At 71.4% G+C, this 14,888-nt stretch carries 10 protein-coding genes; 4 read left to right on the top strand and 6 right to left on the bottom strand.

Going from position 1 to position 14,888, the window contains the following annotated elements; translation table 11 throughout:
- Window positions 1-63 precede the first annotated feature (63 nt).
- On the top strand, window positions 64-1,899 hold the full coding sequence (locus tag ACFPZN_RS23295) for a glycoside hydrolase family 3 protein (protein WP_378284224.1): 1,836 nt from the start codon (window positions 64-66) through the stop codon (window positions 1,897-1,899).
- A gap of 36 nt (window positions 1,900-1,935) precedes the next feature.
- Complete coding sequence (locus ACFPZN_RS23290; protein ID WP_378284223.1) at window positions 1,936-2,385, top strand: DUF5990 family protein; 450 nt, start codon at window positions 1,936-1,938, stop codon at window positions 2,383-2,385.
- A gap of 65 nt (window positions 2,386-2,450) precedes the next feature.
- Here ACFPZN_RS23290 and ACFPZN_RS23285 read toward each other — a convergent pair whose 3' ends face one another.
- From ACFPZN_RS23285 to ACFPZN_RS23260, 6 genes are all read right to left on the bottom strand, one after another.
- Complete coding sequence (locus ACFPZN_RS23285) at window positions 2,451-3,335, bottom strand: polysaccharide lyase family protein (protein WP_378284222.1); 885 nt, start codon at window positions 3,333-3,335, stop codon at window positions 2,451-2,453.
- A gap of 3 nt (window positions 3,336-3,338) precedes the next feature.
- Window positions 3,339-4,931 carry an alkaline phosphatase D family protein gene (locus ACFPZN_RS23280; protein ID WP_378284221.1) on the bottom strand — a complete coding sequence of 531 codons (1,593 nt, stop codon included), beginning with the start codon at window positions 4,929-4,931 and terminating at the stop codon, window positions 3,339-3,341.
- Between the two features lie 139 nt (window positions 4,932-5,070).
- Window positions 5,071-5,889, bottom strand: a complete 819-nt coding sequence (locus ACFPZN_RS23275; protein WP_378284220.1) for a carbohydrate ABC transporter permease — start codon at window positions 5,887-5,889, stop codon at window positions 5,071-5,073.
- On the bottom strand, window positions 5,886-6,899 hold the full coding sequence (locus tag ACFPZN_RS23270) for a carbohydrate ABC transporter permease (RefSeq protein ID WP_378284219.1): 1,014 nt from the start codon (window positions 6,897-6,899) through the stop codon (window positions 5,886-5,888). The genes ACFPZN_RS23275 and ACFPZN_RS23270 overlap by 4 nt, the downstream gene beginning before the upstream one ends.
- 10 nt (window positions 6,900-6,909) lie before the next feature.
- Window positions 6,910-8,199, bottom strand: a complete 1,290-nt coding sequence (locus tag ACFPZN_RS23265) for an ABC transporter substrate-binding protein (RefSeq protein WP_378284217.1) — start codon at window positions 8,197-8,199, stop codon at window positions 6,910-6,912.
- On the bottom strand, window positions 8,196-9,536 hold the full coding sequence (locus ACFPZN_RS23260; protein WP_378284216.1) for a Gfo/Idh/MocA family protein: 1,341 nt from the start codon (window positions 9,534-9,536) through the stop codon (window positions 8,196-8,198). Before ACFPZN_RS23260 ends, ACFPZN_RS23265 begins: the two co-directional genes overlap by 4 nt.
- A gap of 121 nt (window positions 9,537-9,657) precedes the next feature.
- On the opposite strand from ACFPZN_RS23260, the gene ACFPZN_RS23255 reads away from it, so the two are divergent.
- The gene (locus ACFPZN_RS23255) at window positions 9,658-10,839 is read left to right on the top strand and encodes an ROK family transcriptional regulator (RefSeq protein WP_378284215.1); all 1,182 of its coding nucleotides are present in this window, start codon (window positions 9,658-9,660) and stop codon (window positions 10,837-10,839) included.
- A 252-nt stretch (window positions 10,840-11,091) separates the two neighbouring features.
- A complete protein-coding gene (locus ACFPZN_RS23250) occupies window positions 11,092-14,784 on the top strand; it encodes a glycoside hydrolase family 2 TIM barrel-domain containing protein (RefSeq protein ID WP_378284214.1) in 3,693 nt (1,230 codons plus the stop codon).
- The last annotated feature ends 104 nt before the right edge of the window (window positions 14,785-14,888 follow it).

Here is a 14,888-nt window from a genome sequence, read left to right as displayed (position 1 = left end):
CTTACGTTGCTTTTTGTTGGGGCAGAACACAAATCTGCCGACATGCCCTGAGCGGAGGCGACGATGCACCGCAGCCCACCCCGGTCCCTCGTACTCGGCCTGCTCACCGCGCTCATGCTGCCCGCCGCCGCGGGCGGCGCCGCGGCGGAGGCGGTCCCCGCCCACCTCGACGCCGGACGCCCGGTGAAGGACCGCGTCGAGAGCCTGCTGTCCCGGATGACGCTGGACGAGAAGATCGGACAGATGACGCAGCCGGAACGGCAGAACGTCACCGCCGACGACATCACCCGCTACCGGCTCGGGTCGCTGCTGTCGGGCGGCGGCTCGGTGCCCACGCCGAACACCCCCGAGTCGTGGGCGGACATGTACGACGGCTTCCAGCGGGCCGCGCTCGCGACGCCGCGGCGCGTGCCGCTCATCTACGGCGTGGACGCCGTGCACGGCCACAACAACGTGGTCGGCGCGACGATCTTCCCGCACAACATCGGGCTCGGCGCCACCCGCGACCCCGAGCTGGTCCGCAGGATCGGCGCCGCGACCGCCGAGGAGGTGTCCGGCACCGGCGTCGACTGGAACTTCGCGCCCTGCCTGTGCGTGGCCCGCGACGACCGGTGGGGCCGCACGTACGAGTCGTTCGGCGAGGTGCCCGAGCTGCCCGCCGCGATGTCGTCCATCGTGACCGGGCTGCAGGGCCCGCGGCTCGGCGGCCCGGCCTCGGTCCTGGCCACCGCCAAGCACTACGTCGGCGACGGCGGCACGACCGGCGGCACCGACCAGGGGAACACCGAGGTGTCCAAGGCCGAGCTGCGCAGGGTCCACCTGCCGCCGTTCCAGGCCGCGCTGCGCCGCGGCGTCGGCTCGGTGATGATCACCTACAGCTCGTGGAACGGCGTCAAGGCGCACGGGCACGAGTACCTGATCAACGGCTTGCTGAAGCGGGAGCTGCGCTTCTCCGGCTTCGTGATCTCCGACTACAACGGGATCGACCAGATCGACGGGCAGCCCGGCTTCACCCCCGCCGAGGTCCGCACCGCGATCAACGCGGGCATCGACATGGTGATGGTGCCGAGCGAGTGGAAGAGGTTCATCGAGACGCTCAGGGCCGAGGTCGAGGCGGGCCGGGTGCCGCTGTCGCGGATCGACGACGCCAACCGGCGGATCCTCACCAAGAAGGTCGAGCTGGGCCTGTTCGAGCGTCCGCTGACCGACCGCCGCTACCTCGGGACCGTCGGGAGCGCCGAGCACCGGGCGCTGGCGCGGCAGGCGGTGGCCCGCTCCCAGGTGCTGCTCAAGAACGACCGGGACGTGCTCCCGCTGGCCCGCAACGGCAACAGGATCTTCGTGGCCGGCAAGAACGCCGACGACATCGGCAACCAGTCCGGTGGCTGGACGATCACCTGGCAGGGCTCGTCCGGGCCGATCACGCCGGGCACCACGATCCTGGAGGGGATCAGGCAGACCGCGGGCCGGTCCAGCACGGTCACCTACAGCAAGGACGGCAGCGGGATCGACGGGTCGTACAAGGCCGCGGTCGCGGTGGTCGGCGAGAAGCCGTACGCCGAGTTCATGGGCGACCGGCCTGGCGCGATGGGGCTGGACGACGAGGACCTGCAGACGATCGAGCGGCTGCGCGCCTCCGGCGTGCCGGTGGTCGTGGTGCTGGTCTCGGGCCGCCCGCTGGACGTGGCGGAGCAGCTGCCGCGGTGGAACGCGCTGCTGGCGTCGTGGCTGCCGGGCACCGAGGGACGCGGCGTCGCGGACGTGCTGTTCGGCGTCACCCGCCCCACCGGCAAGCTCCCGGTGTCCTGGATGAAGAGCGCCGGCCAGCAGCCGATCAACCGCGGTGACGGCAAGGCGCCGCTGTTCCCGTTCGGCTACGGCCTGACCTACCGCCGCTGAGCACCGGCCACGCGCCCGGCCGGGGATGATGGCGGGATGACGCAGATCCGGATCGAGGCCACGGACCTCCCGGGCCGCACGTTCGGCCCGGGCGACGATCACCCCGTCCACTCCGGCGTCCATGTGGGGGTCCAGCGGCGCGGCCGTCCCGGCGAGCTGCTGGACCTCCACCCGGGCGACGCGCCCGCCGCGGTGTGGACGCTGGAGTGCACGCTCAAGGGCCGGGACATCACCGGCCCGTACGTGGAGGGGCGTCCCGGCGGCCGGTTCGTCTACCTGTCCTGGGGGACGCTGGACGAGCGCGGCGCGTTCGCCATGTTCCGGCGGGCGAAGCTGATGTTCGACGGCATCGGGGCCGACGTCCTGGACGCCGCGGTGCGCTCGGGGCTCCTGGTGGCGAGGCTCCGGCTCACCGACTCCCGCGGCGGGCCGCTGTGCGCGGCCGTCCGTCCACCGCTGATCACCTGGTCCGCCCGTGCCGACTGACCGCGTCGTACTGGACGAAGCAAGGGGTGGCCTGGGTAAGCCCGGCCACCCCTTGCCTCATTCGTTCATGGTGTGAAGACGCCCAGTGCGTCGAAGGCGTGCCAGGAGCCGATCTGCTTGTCGATGGTCAGGACGTTCTCGCCTGCCTTGAGCGCGGACAGAGGCAGGGCCAGTTCGACATAGGACGGCTTGAGCGGAGTGCTGGGAAGGGTGGCGTCGCCCTCCAGCGAGCCGCGCGTGCCTCCGTTCTCCAGCTTCACCTCGCGTACGGGGGTGCCGTTGAGGGCGAGCTGGATCGTGCCCGGGATGGAGGCGTGGGTGTCCACGAGCCAGATGGCCAGCCACGTTTCGGCGGTGGGGACGCTCTCCAACGGGAACCGGAACGTCGTGCGGCTCGCCTTGTTGCCCGCCCAGGAGTCGGACGGGCCCGGCTGGATGTAGGACCAGTCCGTCCCCGGAGAGCTCGTGCCGTAGGTGTAGTCGACCCCGTTGGGGAAGCGCGTCCGGTATTGGGCGTAGCCGGCCGGGGCCAGGGCGAGTTCAAGGGTCTTGTGGTCGAAGCTCCCCACCGTGGCCACGGGCTTGCCGGACACGGTGACCGACTCGGCGCTGTGGGCGGCTAGCTCCGCCGTGGGGCGGCTGCGGTTTCCGGCGGCGTCCACGGTGACGACGCGGTAGTACCAGTCCTGGCGGCGCCCGCCCATGCGGTCGTGCAGGAAGTAGGTGTACACGGTCTTGCCGAGGAGCGTCGCCGGGCCGATCTCGAAGCCGCGCGACCGCGACCCGTAGACGGCGTAGTGGTCGACGAGCGGCTCGTACGCCTCGCCCTTCCAGCTCAGCCGGACGCGGCCGATCTCGCCGGCGCCGCGCAGCCGCTCGACGGGACGCGGCCCGCGCGCCGCCGCGCCCAGGCCGAGGGCGGAACGGCGGCTGACTGCGGTGTTGGTCATCGGTCACACCTCTCGGTTCAGGCCGGGCCGTCCGGCCTCGGTGACGAAGCGCGCCGCGGTGCGGACCGGGGCGCCGGGCTGCCGGACGTAGTCGACGGTCTTGAACTCGGAGGTGAGCCGCCCCGGCGTGAGGGTGGCGCTGACGTAGCCGCGGCGGGCGTTGTAGAGCTTGACGTGCGGGTTGCCCAGCCAGATCGGGCCGGTCCCGTCGGTCTCGCCGCCGTCGCCGTCGGAGCCGATCGACCCGGTGACCAGCTCGGTGCCGATCGTGCGCGAGCCGGGGTCCTTCCAGTCGGCCTTCAGCTCGGCGGCGACATGGCGGTGGATGTCGCCGGACAGCGCCACCGGGTTGGCGATCTTGTGCTGGGCGAACGCGTCCCACAGCCGGTTCCGGTTGGCCGGGAAGCCGTCCCACATGTCGTTGCTGTAGAGCTCGCCGGCGCCGGTGTCGCGGTCGATCTGGGCCATGACGACGCCGGTGCCGAGCAGGTTCCAGGTCGCGTCGGAGCGGCGGAGACCGTCGTACAGCCACTTCTCCTGGCGGGCGCCGAGGATCGTGCGGCGCGGGTCGTGCCGCTCCGGGGAGTTGTCGATGACCAGACCGGCCGGGTAGACGTCGCGGTACTGCCGGTTGTCGAGCATGTCGATCTGGGCCAGGCGGCCCCAGTGGTAGCGCCGGTAGAGGTCCAGGTCGGGGCCGTCCGGGCGCATCACGCTGCGCAGCGGCAGGTTCTCGTAGAAGGCGCGGTACGCCACGGCCCGGCGGCGCAGGAAGTCGGCGGGCGGGATCCCGGTCTCCGACCACTCGTCCGCGTAGTTGTTCTGCACCTCGTGGTCGTCGGTGGTGAACAGCCAGGGCGCGTTGGCGTGCGCGGCCTGCAAATGGGGGTCGGTCTTGAACAGGGAGTACCGGAGGCGGTACTGCTCGAGCGTCTGGATCTCGACCGCGTGCTCCGGGCCGGGCAGGGGCACGCCCTGGCGCCACATGTTGGTCTGGGTGATGCCGTACTCGTAGATGTAGTCGCCCAGGAACAGGACGAGGTCGAGGTCCTGCTCCTGGGCCATGTGCTGGTACGCCGTGAAGTGCCCGTGGTACCAGGCGGCACAGGACGCGGTGGCGAAACGCAGCGCGGACGGCATCGCCCCGGGGGCGGGCGCCGTCTTCGTACGGCCGACCGGGCTCAGCTCCGAACCCGCGCGGAACCGGTAGAAGTACTCCCGGCCGGGACGCAGGCCGTGCACCTCGGCGTGGACGGAGTGGGCCAGCTCAGGCGTCGCCACGACCTGGCCGCGCTTGACCACGCGGGTGAACGCCTCGTCCTCGGCGACCTCGTACCGGACCGTGTACGGGCGCGGCGGCATCCCGCCGTGCCCGTCGGGGGCCAGCGGGGCCGGCGCCAGCCGCGTCCACAGCACGACGCCGTCGGGCAGCGGGTCGCCGGACGCGACGCCCAGCCCGAACGGGTCGGCGGGCACCTTGCCGCCGACCGTCTCATCGGCCGCGGCGTGGCCGGTGCCGACCGCGAACGCGGCGGCGCCGACGCCGGTCATGGCCAGGAACGTCCGGCGCCTGGGGGCGGGCAGGGGGGATCTCATGCACGTACTCCAGAGGGATAGGGCCCCGCAAGGGGGCGACTGGAGGAATCTTGGGCACGGTGGGTGGACGGGATCCGTCCGGGGGGTCAACCCGCGGTGAGCAGCAGCGGTGCGATCAAGGGATCACGAGGTCACGGGGTCATTTGAGGCCGCCGGAGGTGAGACCGGCGACGATGCGGCGCTGGAAGGCCAGGACGACCAGCACCAGCGGCACGGTGACGATCACCCCGGCCGCCATCTGGGTGCCGAACGGCTGGTCGTAGCCGTGCTGGCCGGTGAACTGCGCCACGATGACGTTGGCGGTCTTCATCGACTGGTCGTTGACCATGCTGACCGCGATCAGGTACTCGTTCCACGCCACCACGAAGGTGATGATCGCGGTGGTGAACACCCCGGGCGCGGCCAGCGGCAGGATGATCTTCCGGAAGGCCTGCCCGGCGGTGCAGCCGTCCACCATCGCGGCCTGCTCCAGCTCGAACGGCAGCCGGCGGAAGAACGCGGTCAGGTTCCACACCGCCAGCGGCAGCGCGAACGACAGGTTCGGCACCACCATCGCCTGGTAGGTGTTGATCCATCCGATGTCGGTGAACAGCCGCAGCAGCGGGACGATCAGCAGGCTGCCGGGGAACATCGAGGTCGACACCACGATCGCCAGCACCAGCCGCTTGAACCGGAACCGCAGCCGCGCCAGCGCGTACGCCGCGGTCGTGCCGATGACCAGGGTGAGCACGGTGGTGGTCCCGGCCACCACCACGCTGTTGCCGAGCGCGCGGACGAAGCCGTTGCCGGGCTGGAACACGGCCCGGTAGTTCTCCAGCGAGAACGGGCTGGGCAGCACCGACATGTCGAGGATGTCGTTGGTGCGGCGCAGGCTGGAGACGACCATCCAGTAGAACGGCGCCAGGCAGAACAGCGCCATGAGGACCGGGGAGAGCCGGTCGGTCCACCGGCGGATCATCCTTCGTCCTCCTTGCCGATGATGTCGGCGCCGAGCAGCCGCACGAACACGTACGCGGCCAGGGCGATGTAGAGGAACAGGACGGTCGCGGTGGCGGCGGCCGGACCGTACCGGAGGTTCATCGCCTCGTCCCAGGCGAGCTGGGAGAGCGTCTCCACCGACGGTTTGCGGGTGCCGATGAGGACCTGCGGCAGGTCGAACATCCGCAGCGAGTCCATCATCCGGAACATCACCGCGACCAGCAGCGACGGCATCACCAGTGGCAGCGTGACGTTGCGGAAGCGCTGCCAGGCTCCGGCGCCGTCGACCCGGGCCGCCTCGTACACCTCCTCCGGGATCACCTGCAGCCCGGCCAGCACCAGCAGCGCCACGAACGGCGCCGTCTTCCAGGTGTCGGCGATGATCACCGCGAACCTGGCCTCCAGCCCGTCGGCGGTCCACAGGATCTCCCGGCCGAGGACCGCGTTGGCCACCCCGTCCGCGGAGAAGATCCACCGCCACAGCAGCGCGGAGATCGCGGTGGGGATCGCCCACGGCACCAGCACGCTGGCCCGGAAGATCGCCCGGCCGCGGAACGCCCGGTGCATCAGCAGCGCCATCGCCAGCCCGATGACGGTCTCGATCGCGACCGTGGTGACGGTGAAGAACGTGGTGTTCCACAGCGCGGTGGTGAACCGGTCGTTCCCGATCAGCGAGGTGTAGTTGGCCAGGCCGCTGAACCGCTCGGCCTCCACGACCATGCCGTCGGCGTCCACCTCCTCGCTGGTGCGGTGCAGCGAGTCCCACACCGCCGCGACGATCGGGAAGGCGATCACCACGCCCAGCACGGCGAAGGCCGGGGACAGCAGGGCCGCCGCCAGCCGCCCCTGCCCTCCGCCGCGCCGCCCGTGATCGCCGCGGGCGGGCCGTCCCCGGCCGGGGCCCTCGTGGCCTGGGGAAGCGCTCCCGGCCGGGGACGTGACCGACGGCGCGGCCGGATCGCGGCCGGCGTCGGTGGTCGGGTTCCTCATCGCCGCGCGGTCAGTCCGCCAGGCCCGACAGGGCGGTCTGCAGGTCGGCCGCGGCCTGGTCCACCGTCTTCTTCCCGGTGATCGCCGCGGTGACGTGGTCCTGGACGGCCGAGCTCACCTCGCTGTAGCGGATCGCGACCGGCCGCCCCTTGGCCGCCTCCAGGCTCTTCTTCATGACCGGCAGGTACGGGTACTGCTTGATCATCGCCGGGTCGTCGTACAGCGCGGACCGCGACAGCGGGAACGACTGCTCCTTGCCGTACTCGCGCTGCACGTCCAGGCTCACGATGTACTGGACGAAGTCCCGCGCGGTGGCCTGGTGCTTGGAGAAGGCCGACACCGAGAGGTTGTTGCCGCCGAGCGTGCCCGAACCCGGGCCGTCCTTGCCGGGCAAGGGCGCGACGTCGAACTTGCCGTTCACCTTGGACGTGCCGTCCTTGGCGGAGGCCAGCGCGTACACGTAGGCCCAGTTGCGGTGGAAGACGAGCTGCCCGTCCTGGAACGCGCGGCGGCTCTCCTCCTCCTTGAGGGTGACGCCCTTGGACGGGATAGTGCCGTTCTTGAAGCCGTCCACCAGGAACTGCAGCCCGGCCTTGGCCTGCGCCGTGGTCACCTGGGGCTTGCCATCGGCGTCGAAGACCTGGCCCCCGGCCGACTGCACCGACTCGGAGTAGTTGACGGTCAGGCCCTCGTACTTGTCGTACTGGCCCGCGTAGCAGTCGACCCCCTTGCCCTCGGAGGTCTCCTTCACCTTGGCGCAGGCGTCCTGGAGCTGGGCCCAGGTCGTGGGCGGACCCTTCACGCCCGCGGCGTCCAGCAGGTCCTTGCGGTAGTAGAGGATGCCGGTGCCGGTGAGCCACGGCGCGGCGTACAGCTTGCCGCGGTACTTACCGGTCTCCAGGGCGGCCGGGACGAACGTGCCCGGGTCCAGCTTGGTCTCGTCCAGGGGCAGCACCCAGCGGCGGGCGGCGAACTCGGCCGTCCACACCGCGTCCAGGCGGATCACGTCGTAGGCGTCCGACTTGATCTGGGCGTTCTGGACGAGCTGCTGCCGGGTCTGGTCGCCGTCCTCGGGCAGCTCGATGATCCGCACCTGCTCCTTGGGGTGCGCGGCGTTCCACCGGGCGGCCAGCTTCTGGATGGTGCCCGACAGGTCCTTGCCGGTGGCGAAGGTGATGTTCCCGCGCCCCTGGTTGGCGGCCGGCGCGGACGCCCCGTCCCCGCCGGAGTCGCCGCAGGCGCCCAGCGCCAGCGTCAGGGCCAGGGCCGACGCGGCTCCGGCGAAGAGTTTGCTGTTCATCGGATCCCAGTACCTTTCGCGGGGGAGTGCGGGGGTGGGGCGGCGAAGCCGTCCGGAGGGGTGATGTCGACGACCGCGCCCGCGTGCCGGGCGCGCTCGGCCGCCCACACCACGCGGTGCGAGTCCAGGCTCTGCCTGCCGTTGGAGCTGAGCGGGGCCGGGTCGCCGGTGGCCAGCGCCTCCACGAAGGCGTCGGCCAGCGCCTCGTCGGCCGCGTCGTGTCGGCCGTCGGGCGACTCGTGGTCGGACCCGGTGTCGACGGTCTCCAGCTCGCCGGTGACGAAGTCGCGCAGCGAGATCCGCACGCCGTCGCCCTCGACGCAGCCCGCCGAGCCGAAGATCCGGGTCTGCCGCTGGGCGTACGGGGTGAAGGCGGTCACGGTGAAGGTGCCGGTCGCCCCGGACGGGAACTCCATGTTCACGACCTGGTGGTCGACCACGTCGTTGTCGCAGGCGTACACGCAGCGCCCGTACGGGCCCTCGCGCAGCGCCGTCAGCACGCCCTCCTCGGTGAGGTCGTGGGTGACCGCGCCCAGCGGCCAGGCCTCCCGCCCGGGATCGCCGAGGCAGGACAGGTAGAGCCGCTTGGCCGAGTACGCGCAGCCCGGTTCGATCGCGCAGTTCAGGCAGCGGTCAGCCGCCCCCGCCGGGCGGTTCTCCGGGCGCAGGTGCGACAGCCGCCCGAACGAGCCGACCCGGGACGGCAATTCGCCCATCACGTGCACGATCCAGTCGATGTCGTGCACCGACTTGGTCATCAGCATCGGGCCGGACTCGTCCTCCCGGCGCCAGTTCCCGCGCACGTAGGAGTGCGCGTGGTGCCACCAGCCGACCGGCTCCAGGTGCTGGACGCTGATCGGCGTCCCGATCCGGCCGTCCTCGACCAGCCGCCGGATCGCCCGGGTGTAGGGCGTATAACGGAGCACGTGACAGACGGCCAGCATGGTCCCGGCGCGCTCGACGGCGGCGACCACCCGCTCCGCGTCGGCCTCGGTCGTGGCCATCGGCTTCTCCAGCAGGATGTGGTAGCCCTGCCCGGCCAGCCGCACCGCCGGTTCGGCGTGCTCGGCGTCCTGGGTCGCGATGATCACCCCGTCCGCCAGCCGCCCGGCGCCCTGCGCGTCGCCGGCCGCGACCAGCTCGCGCCACCCGGGGAAGACCCGCTCCGGCGGGATCCGGTGCTCGGCGGCGAACCGCGCGCGCCGTACCGGGTCCGGTTCGGCCACCGCGACCACCCGGCCGCGGCCGGCGGCCAGCACCCGCCGCGCGTAGGTGGCACCGCGCAGGCCCGCCCCCACGACCGCGACCGCGGGTCCCGTGGTGTCGACTGGAACCAACCCGTCACCTGCCCTCTGAGCTGCGTTTCCCTTTACGAAGGGATGTTTCATAAGTAGGTTGGCAATAATGTCCTCGGTCCGCCCATCCCTGTCAAGGGCCGATGTCCGATCAAGAGGTGACGTGTCCGAACCGTTCGACGCGGGACGACCCCCCGCACCCCCCGGCGGGGCGCGGGGCGCCCTGCACGGGGGCGACCCCTCGGTGCTCCGCCGGCTCAACTCCGCCGCCACGCTGCGCGCCCTGCGCGCCGGCGGCGAGCCGACCCTCAGCGAGCTCGCCCGCCAGGTCGGGCTGTCCCGTCCCACGACCGAGGGCGTGATCGCCGAGCTGACCGACCGCGGCCTGGTCACCGAGGTGGCGCCGCGCACCGGCACCGGCCTGGGCCGGCCCGCCCGCCGCTACCGCTTCCGCGCCGACGCCGGCCACGCGCTCGGCCTCGACATCGACGCGCACTGGGTCCAGATCTTCCTGGCCGACCTCAACGGCGAGGTCGTCGGCTCCCACCGCGCCGGCCTGGACGTCGACTGGGAGCCCGCCGAACGGCTCGCCGCCGTCCGCGCGGCGATCAAGACCTGCCTGGCCGGGGCCGGCGTCGAGCGCTCGGCGCTGTGGGCGGTGGCGGCCGGCACCCCCGGCGTCGTCGCCCCCGACGGCTCGGTGGCGTTCTGCACCGTCGTCCCCGGCTGGCAGGGCCTCCACCTGTCCCGCGAGCTGGGCCGCTCCTTCTCCTGCCCGGTGTACGTGGAGAACGACGCCAACCTCGCCGCCATGGCCGAGCGCTGGCGCGGCATCGCCGAGGACGTCGACGACGTGATCTGCGTGCTGGCCGGGCTGCACACCGGCGTCGGCGCCGTCATCGACGGCCGCCTGCACCGCGGCCGCTGGGGCGCGGCCGGCGAGATCGGGATGCTGCCCGAGCTCGGCCTGCGCGACACCATGGCCACCCTCACCGGCGCCCCGATCGGCCGGTCCGGGCCGGGCGAGGCCGAGGCGGAGGCGGTCCTGGCCGCCGCGCAGCGCGACGACCCCGAGGCCGTCGCCCTGGTCGAGCGGCTCGCCGGCCGGATGAGCCGCGGCATCGCCGCGATGGCCCTGGCCATCGACCCCGAGATGATCGTCGTCGGCGGCGCCATGACGCGGGCCGGCGACCGGCTCATCGACGAGCTGCGGCGGCGGGTGCGGCCGCTGTGCCTCAGCGCCCCCCGGATCGAGGCGTCCCGGCTCGGCGACGAGGCCGTGGGGCTGGGCGCCGTCCGGCTCGCGCTCGACCGGATCGACGACAACCTCTTCCGCATCGACTAGGCATCGGCCGGGCGCTTTCTCCTGGATGTTTAATTCCGCGGGTTGTGTCCGGCAGATTGTGCTCAATCTCTGAAAGGAGCGTTGACGGGGCACCGCGCGCCGCCTAGCGTCCCGGGCATAGACGTCCACCCCGTTCGTCGAACGCTGTCATGGGCCTTGTCAGGGGGCGGCCCGCGAGGAGGCGCCGCGTTCATGCCCGCACGCTTTCCGCTCCCACGCTTTTCCTTTCACGCCCCGACCGCCGTCCTGGCGATGACCGCGCTCGTGCTGGCCCTCGTGCAGGGCGCCGCCACCGCCACTCCCCGTCTCGCCCCACCGCCGGACGCCTACACCTACCTCGACGACCCGGAGATGGTCGCCGAGGGCCAGGAACCCGCCCACGCCGTCCTGCGTCCCGCCGACGCCCGCCGCTGGACGCGCAGCCTGGACGGCGAGTGGCGCCTGAAGATGGCCGAACGCCCGGCCGAGGTCCCCGCCGGCTTCCACGGCAAGGGGTACGACACCTCCGCCTGGCCCAAGGTGACGGTGCCCCACACCTGGCAGAGCGACCGGCTCGACCACCCGGTGTTCCGCAACATCCCCACCGAGGTGTGGCCGGACGACCCGCCCAGGACCCCGCGCGACATCAACCCGACCGGCGCCTACGTCAGGACCCTCGACATCCCCCGCGACTGGGACGGGCGCCGCACCTTCCTGCGCTTCGAGGGCGTGACCAGCGCCTACTTCGTGTGGGTGAACGGCGAGTACGCGGGCTACGACCAGGGCGGCTACACGCCCGCCGAGTTCGACGTCAGCGACCACGTCCGCCCCGGCGCAAACACGGTGGCGGTGCAGGTGCACCGGTGGAGCACGGGCTCCTACCTGGAGGACGTCGACCAGTGGCGCTACAGCGGCATCTTCCGTTCGGTGTGGGCCTACTCCACGCCCCGCACCTACGTGCGCGACGCGTCCATCACCACCGACCTCGACCCCTCGTACCGGGACGCGACGCTCAACGCCACCCTCACCCTGGCCAGTAAGCAGGGCACCCGGGGCGACCACACCGTGAAGGCGACCCTCCTGGGCCCCGGCGGCGGCCCGGTGACGACCTTCTCCGGTAAGACCTCCATAACCGGAGAAGGCGCCACACTCCGCCTCAGCACCCCCGTTTCCAGCCCCGCCACCTGGACGGACGAAACCCCCACCCTCTACACGCTCCGAATGGAACTGAGCGACCCATCCGGAAAGGTCACCCACACCACCACGCAGAACATCGGCTTTCGGGAAATCGAGATCAAAGACCGGCGGCTCCTGGTGAACGGGAAACGCGTCCTCATCAAGGGCGTGAACCGTCCCGAGACCGATCCCGACACCGGACGCCACCAGACGCGCCACCGCCAGGAAAGCGACGTCGCGCTGATGAAGCGCCTCAACATCAACGCCGTCCGCACCGCCCACTACCCCTCCGACCCCTACCTCTACGAACTGGCCGACCGGCGCGGGCTGTGGATCGACGACGAGGTCGACATCGAGACCCACAACTACGAGGACTGCACCAAGCCCGCCGGCCACCCGCAGGACTGCCTGGCCGACCGTCCCGAATGGCAGAAGGCCTTCCTGGAGCGCTTCCAGGCGATGGTGGCCCGCGACAAGAACCACCCCAGCGTCATCCTCTGGGACACCGGCAACGAGGCCGGACTGGGGAAGGCCCACGACAGGATGGCCGCATGGGCGCGGGCGGCCGATCCGACCCGTCCCCTCTACCACCAGCCCAACAACCCCGACGGCGACGCCCCGTTCGCCGACGTCTGGGGCCCCCGCTACCCGACCCCGGCCAAACTCGCCCAGCAGGCCGCCTCCACCAAGAAGCCCATCATCATGGGGGAGTACGCCCACGCCATGGGCAACAGCCTGGGCAACTTCCGGGAGTTCTGGGAGGTCGTACGGCGCAACCCCCAGGTGCAGGGCGGCTTCATCTGGGACTGGGCCGAGGCCAACATCCGGCACCCGCTCATCACCACACCCGACGCCTCGGGCAACGACATCCCGGCCTGGCTCCAGGGCATGCCCAGAACGGTCGACGGCCACCGGGGCAAGGCCCTCTACTTCTCCGGCCTGGACGACTTCGTCGAGGTCTACCGCGATCGCAGGCTCGACCTCACCGGCAAGGCCGTCACCCTGGACGCCCGGGTCAAACCCGCACGCCCCTGGACGGGCGACTTCACCATCATGACCAAGGGCGACCACCAGTACGGCCTCAAGATGTCCGACGAGACGACGCTGGAGTTCTACATCTACAGCGGCGGGGCCTGGCGCACCGTGCGGGCGCCCGTGCCGTCCGACTGGTACGACACCTGGCACCGCGTCACCGGCGCCTACGACGGCACGGCCCTCCGCCTCTACGTCGACGGCCGCGAGGCCGCCCGGGTCCCCTACACGGGGAACATCGACTGGTCGTCGGGGGACGTCAACATCGGCCGCAACTCCGGGACGATGCAGGACAACTACAAGGGCCGCATGGCCAAGGGCACCATCGACGACGTCCGTATCTACGGACGCGCCCTGACCCCGGCCGAACTGACGTCCGGCGCGGACCCGTCCAAGGAAGCCCTGCTCGCCCTCGACTTCGACGACTTCACCCGCAAGGGCACGTTCCTCTCCAACGGCCAGAGCCTCTCCGGTGTGGACGGCCTGGTCGGAACGGACCGCTCCCTCCAGCCCGAACTGGCCCAGCTCTCCTGGGTCCATTCACCGATCCGCGTCACCCGCGCGGGGGACGCCGTCACGGTCACCAGCGAACGCGCCTTCACCGGCACCCGCGACCTGGAACTGCGCTGGCGCCACATCGAGGGCCGCCGCACGATCCGTTCCGGCGTGCAACCGCTCGACCTGGGACCCGGCGGCTCGACCCAGGTGACGATCCCGCCCGCCCCCTCCGGGAACGAACGCTGGCTGAACGTCGACGTCGTCCTCAAGAACAAGACCTGGTACGCCCCAGCCGGGCACGTCGTCGGCTTCGGCCAGTTCCCTTCCGGAGGCTCCACCGTCCCCGGCATCAGGAAGAAGCCCACCGGCACGGTCAAGACCACGCAGAAGGACAACGACATCATCATCACCGGCCGCGACTTCCGCTACGTCTTCGACCGCACCAACGGCACCCTCACCTCGATGCGCCACAACGGCACCGAGCTCATCCGCACCGGCCCCGAACTGGACGTGTGGCGCCCGCCCATCAGCAACGAGACCTACACCTGGGGCCGGGCCGAGGGCGAAGACTGGCGCAAGGCGGGCCTGGACCGCCTCACCACCACCCCCGGCCGCATCACCGTCACACCGGACGGCCCCACAGTGAAAGTCGAGATCCCCAGCCGGGTCACCGGCACGAACAACGCCTACTTCGACCAGACCACCACCTACGCCATCGACGGCTCCGGCCAAGTGCAGTTGACCCACCAGGTCGTCCCCCAGGGCGGCGCCCGCTCCCTGCCCTACCTCGCCCGCATGGGCTACACGGTCAAGATGCCCGACCGCTTCTCAACACTCTCCTGGTACGGACGCGGCCCGGTGGAGAACTACAACGACCGCAAGGACGGCACCCGCATGGGCGTCTGGTCCTCCTCCCTGGACGACCAGTACGTCTCCTACTACCGCCCCCAGGATCACGGCAACCATGACGACGTCCGCTGGGCCATGCTCACCGACGGCCGCGCAGGCCTCCTCGTAGGCGGAGACCTGGAAGTGAGCGCCACCCAGTACGACGACCTGGACCGCGCCCTGTACCCCTTCGCCCGCCAACGCAACAAGGGCTGGAACACCCTGCACGTGAACCACGCCGTCACAGGAGTGGGCGACACCCCCAACCCGGTACGCCCCGAATACCAGGTGAGCCCCGCCCGCGCCTACTCCTACACGACCGTCCTCCGCCCCCTAACCCCCACAGAAGCCCGAACCACAACCCCCGGCTGACCCCACCGCGCCCCCGGCCCGCCTCTCACAGCGGGCTGGCGGCGTTAACGGTGGCGTCGTGACGAGGAACTGTCGGTCACCGGCCCTATCGTTTGGGGTAGGTC

Source organism: Actinomadura rugatobispora, assembly GCF_042656285.1.
In the GTDB taxonomy this organism is placed as follows: domain Bacteria; phylum Actinomycetota; class Actinomycetes; order Streptosporangiales; family Streptosporangiaceae; genus Spirillospora; species Spirillospora rugatobispora.
The sequence above is the reverse complement of the archived record's forward strand: the minus strand, read 5'-3'. Positions and strand labels throughout refer to the sequence as shown.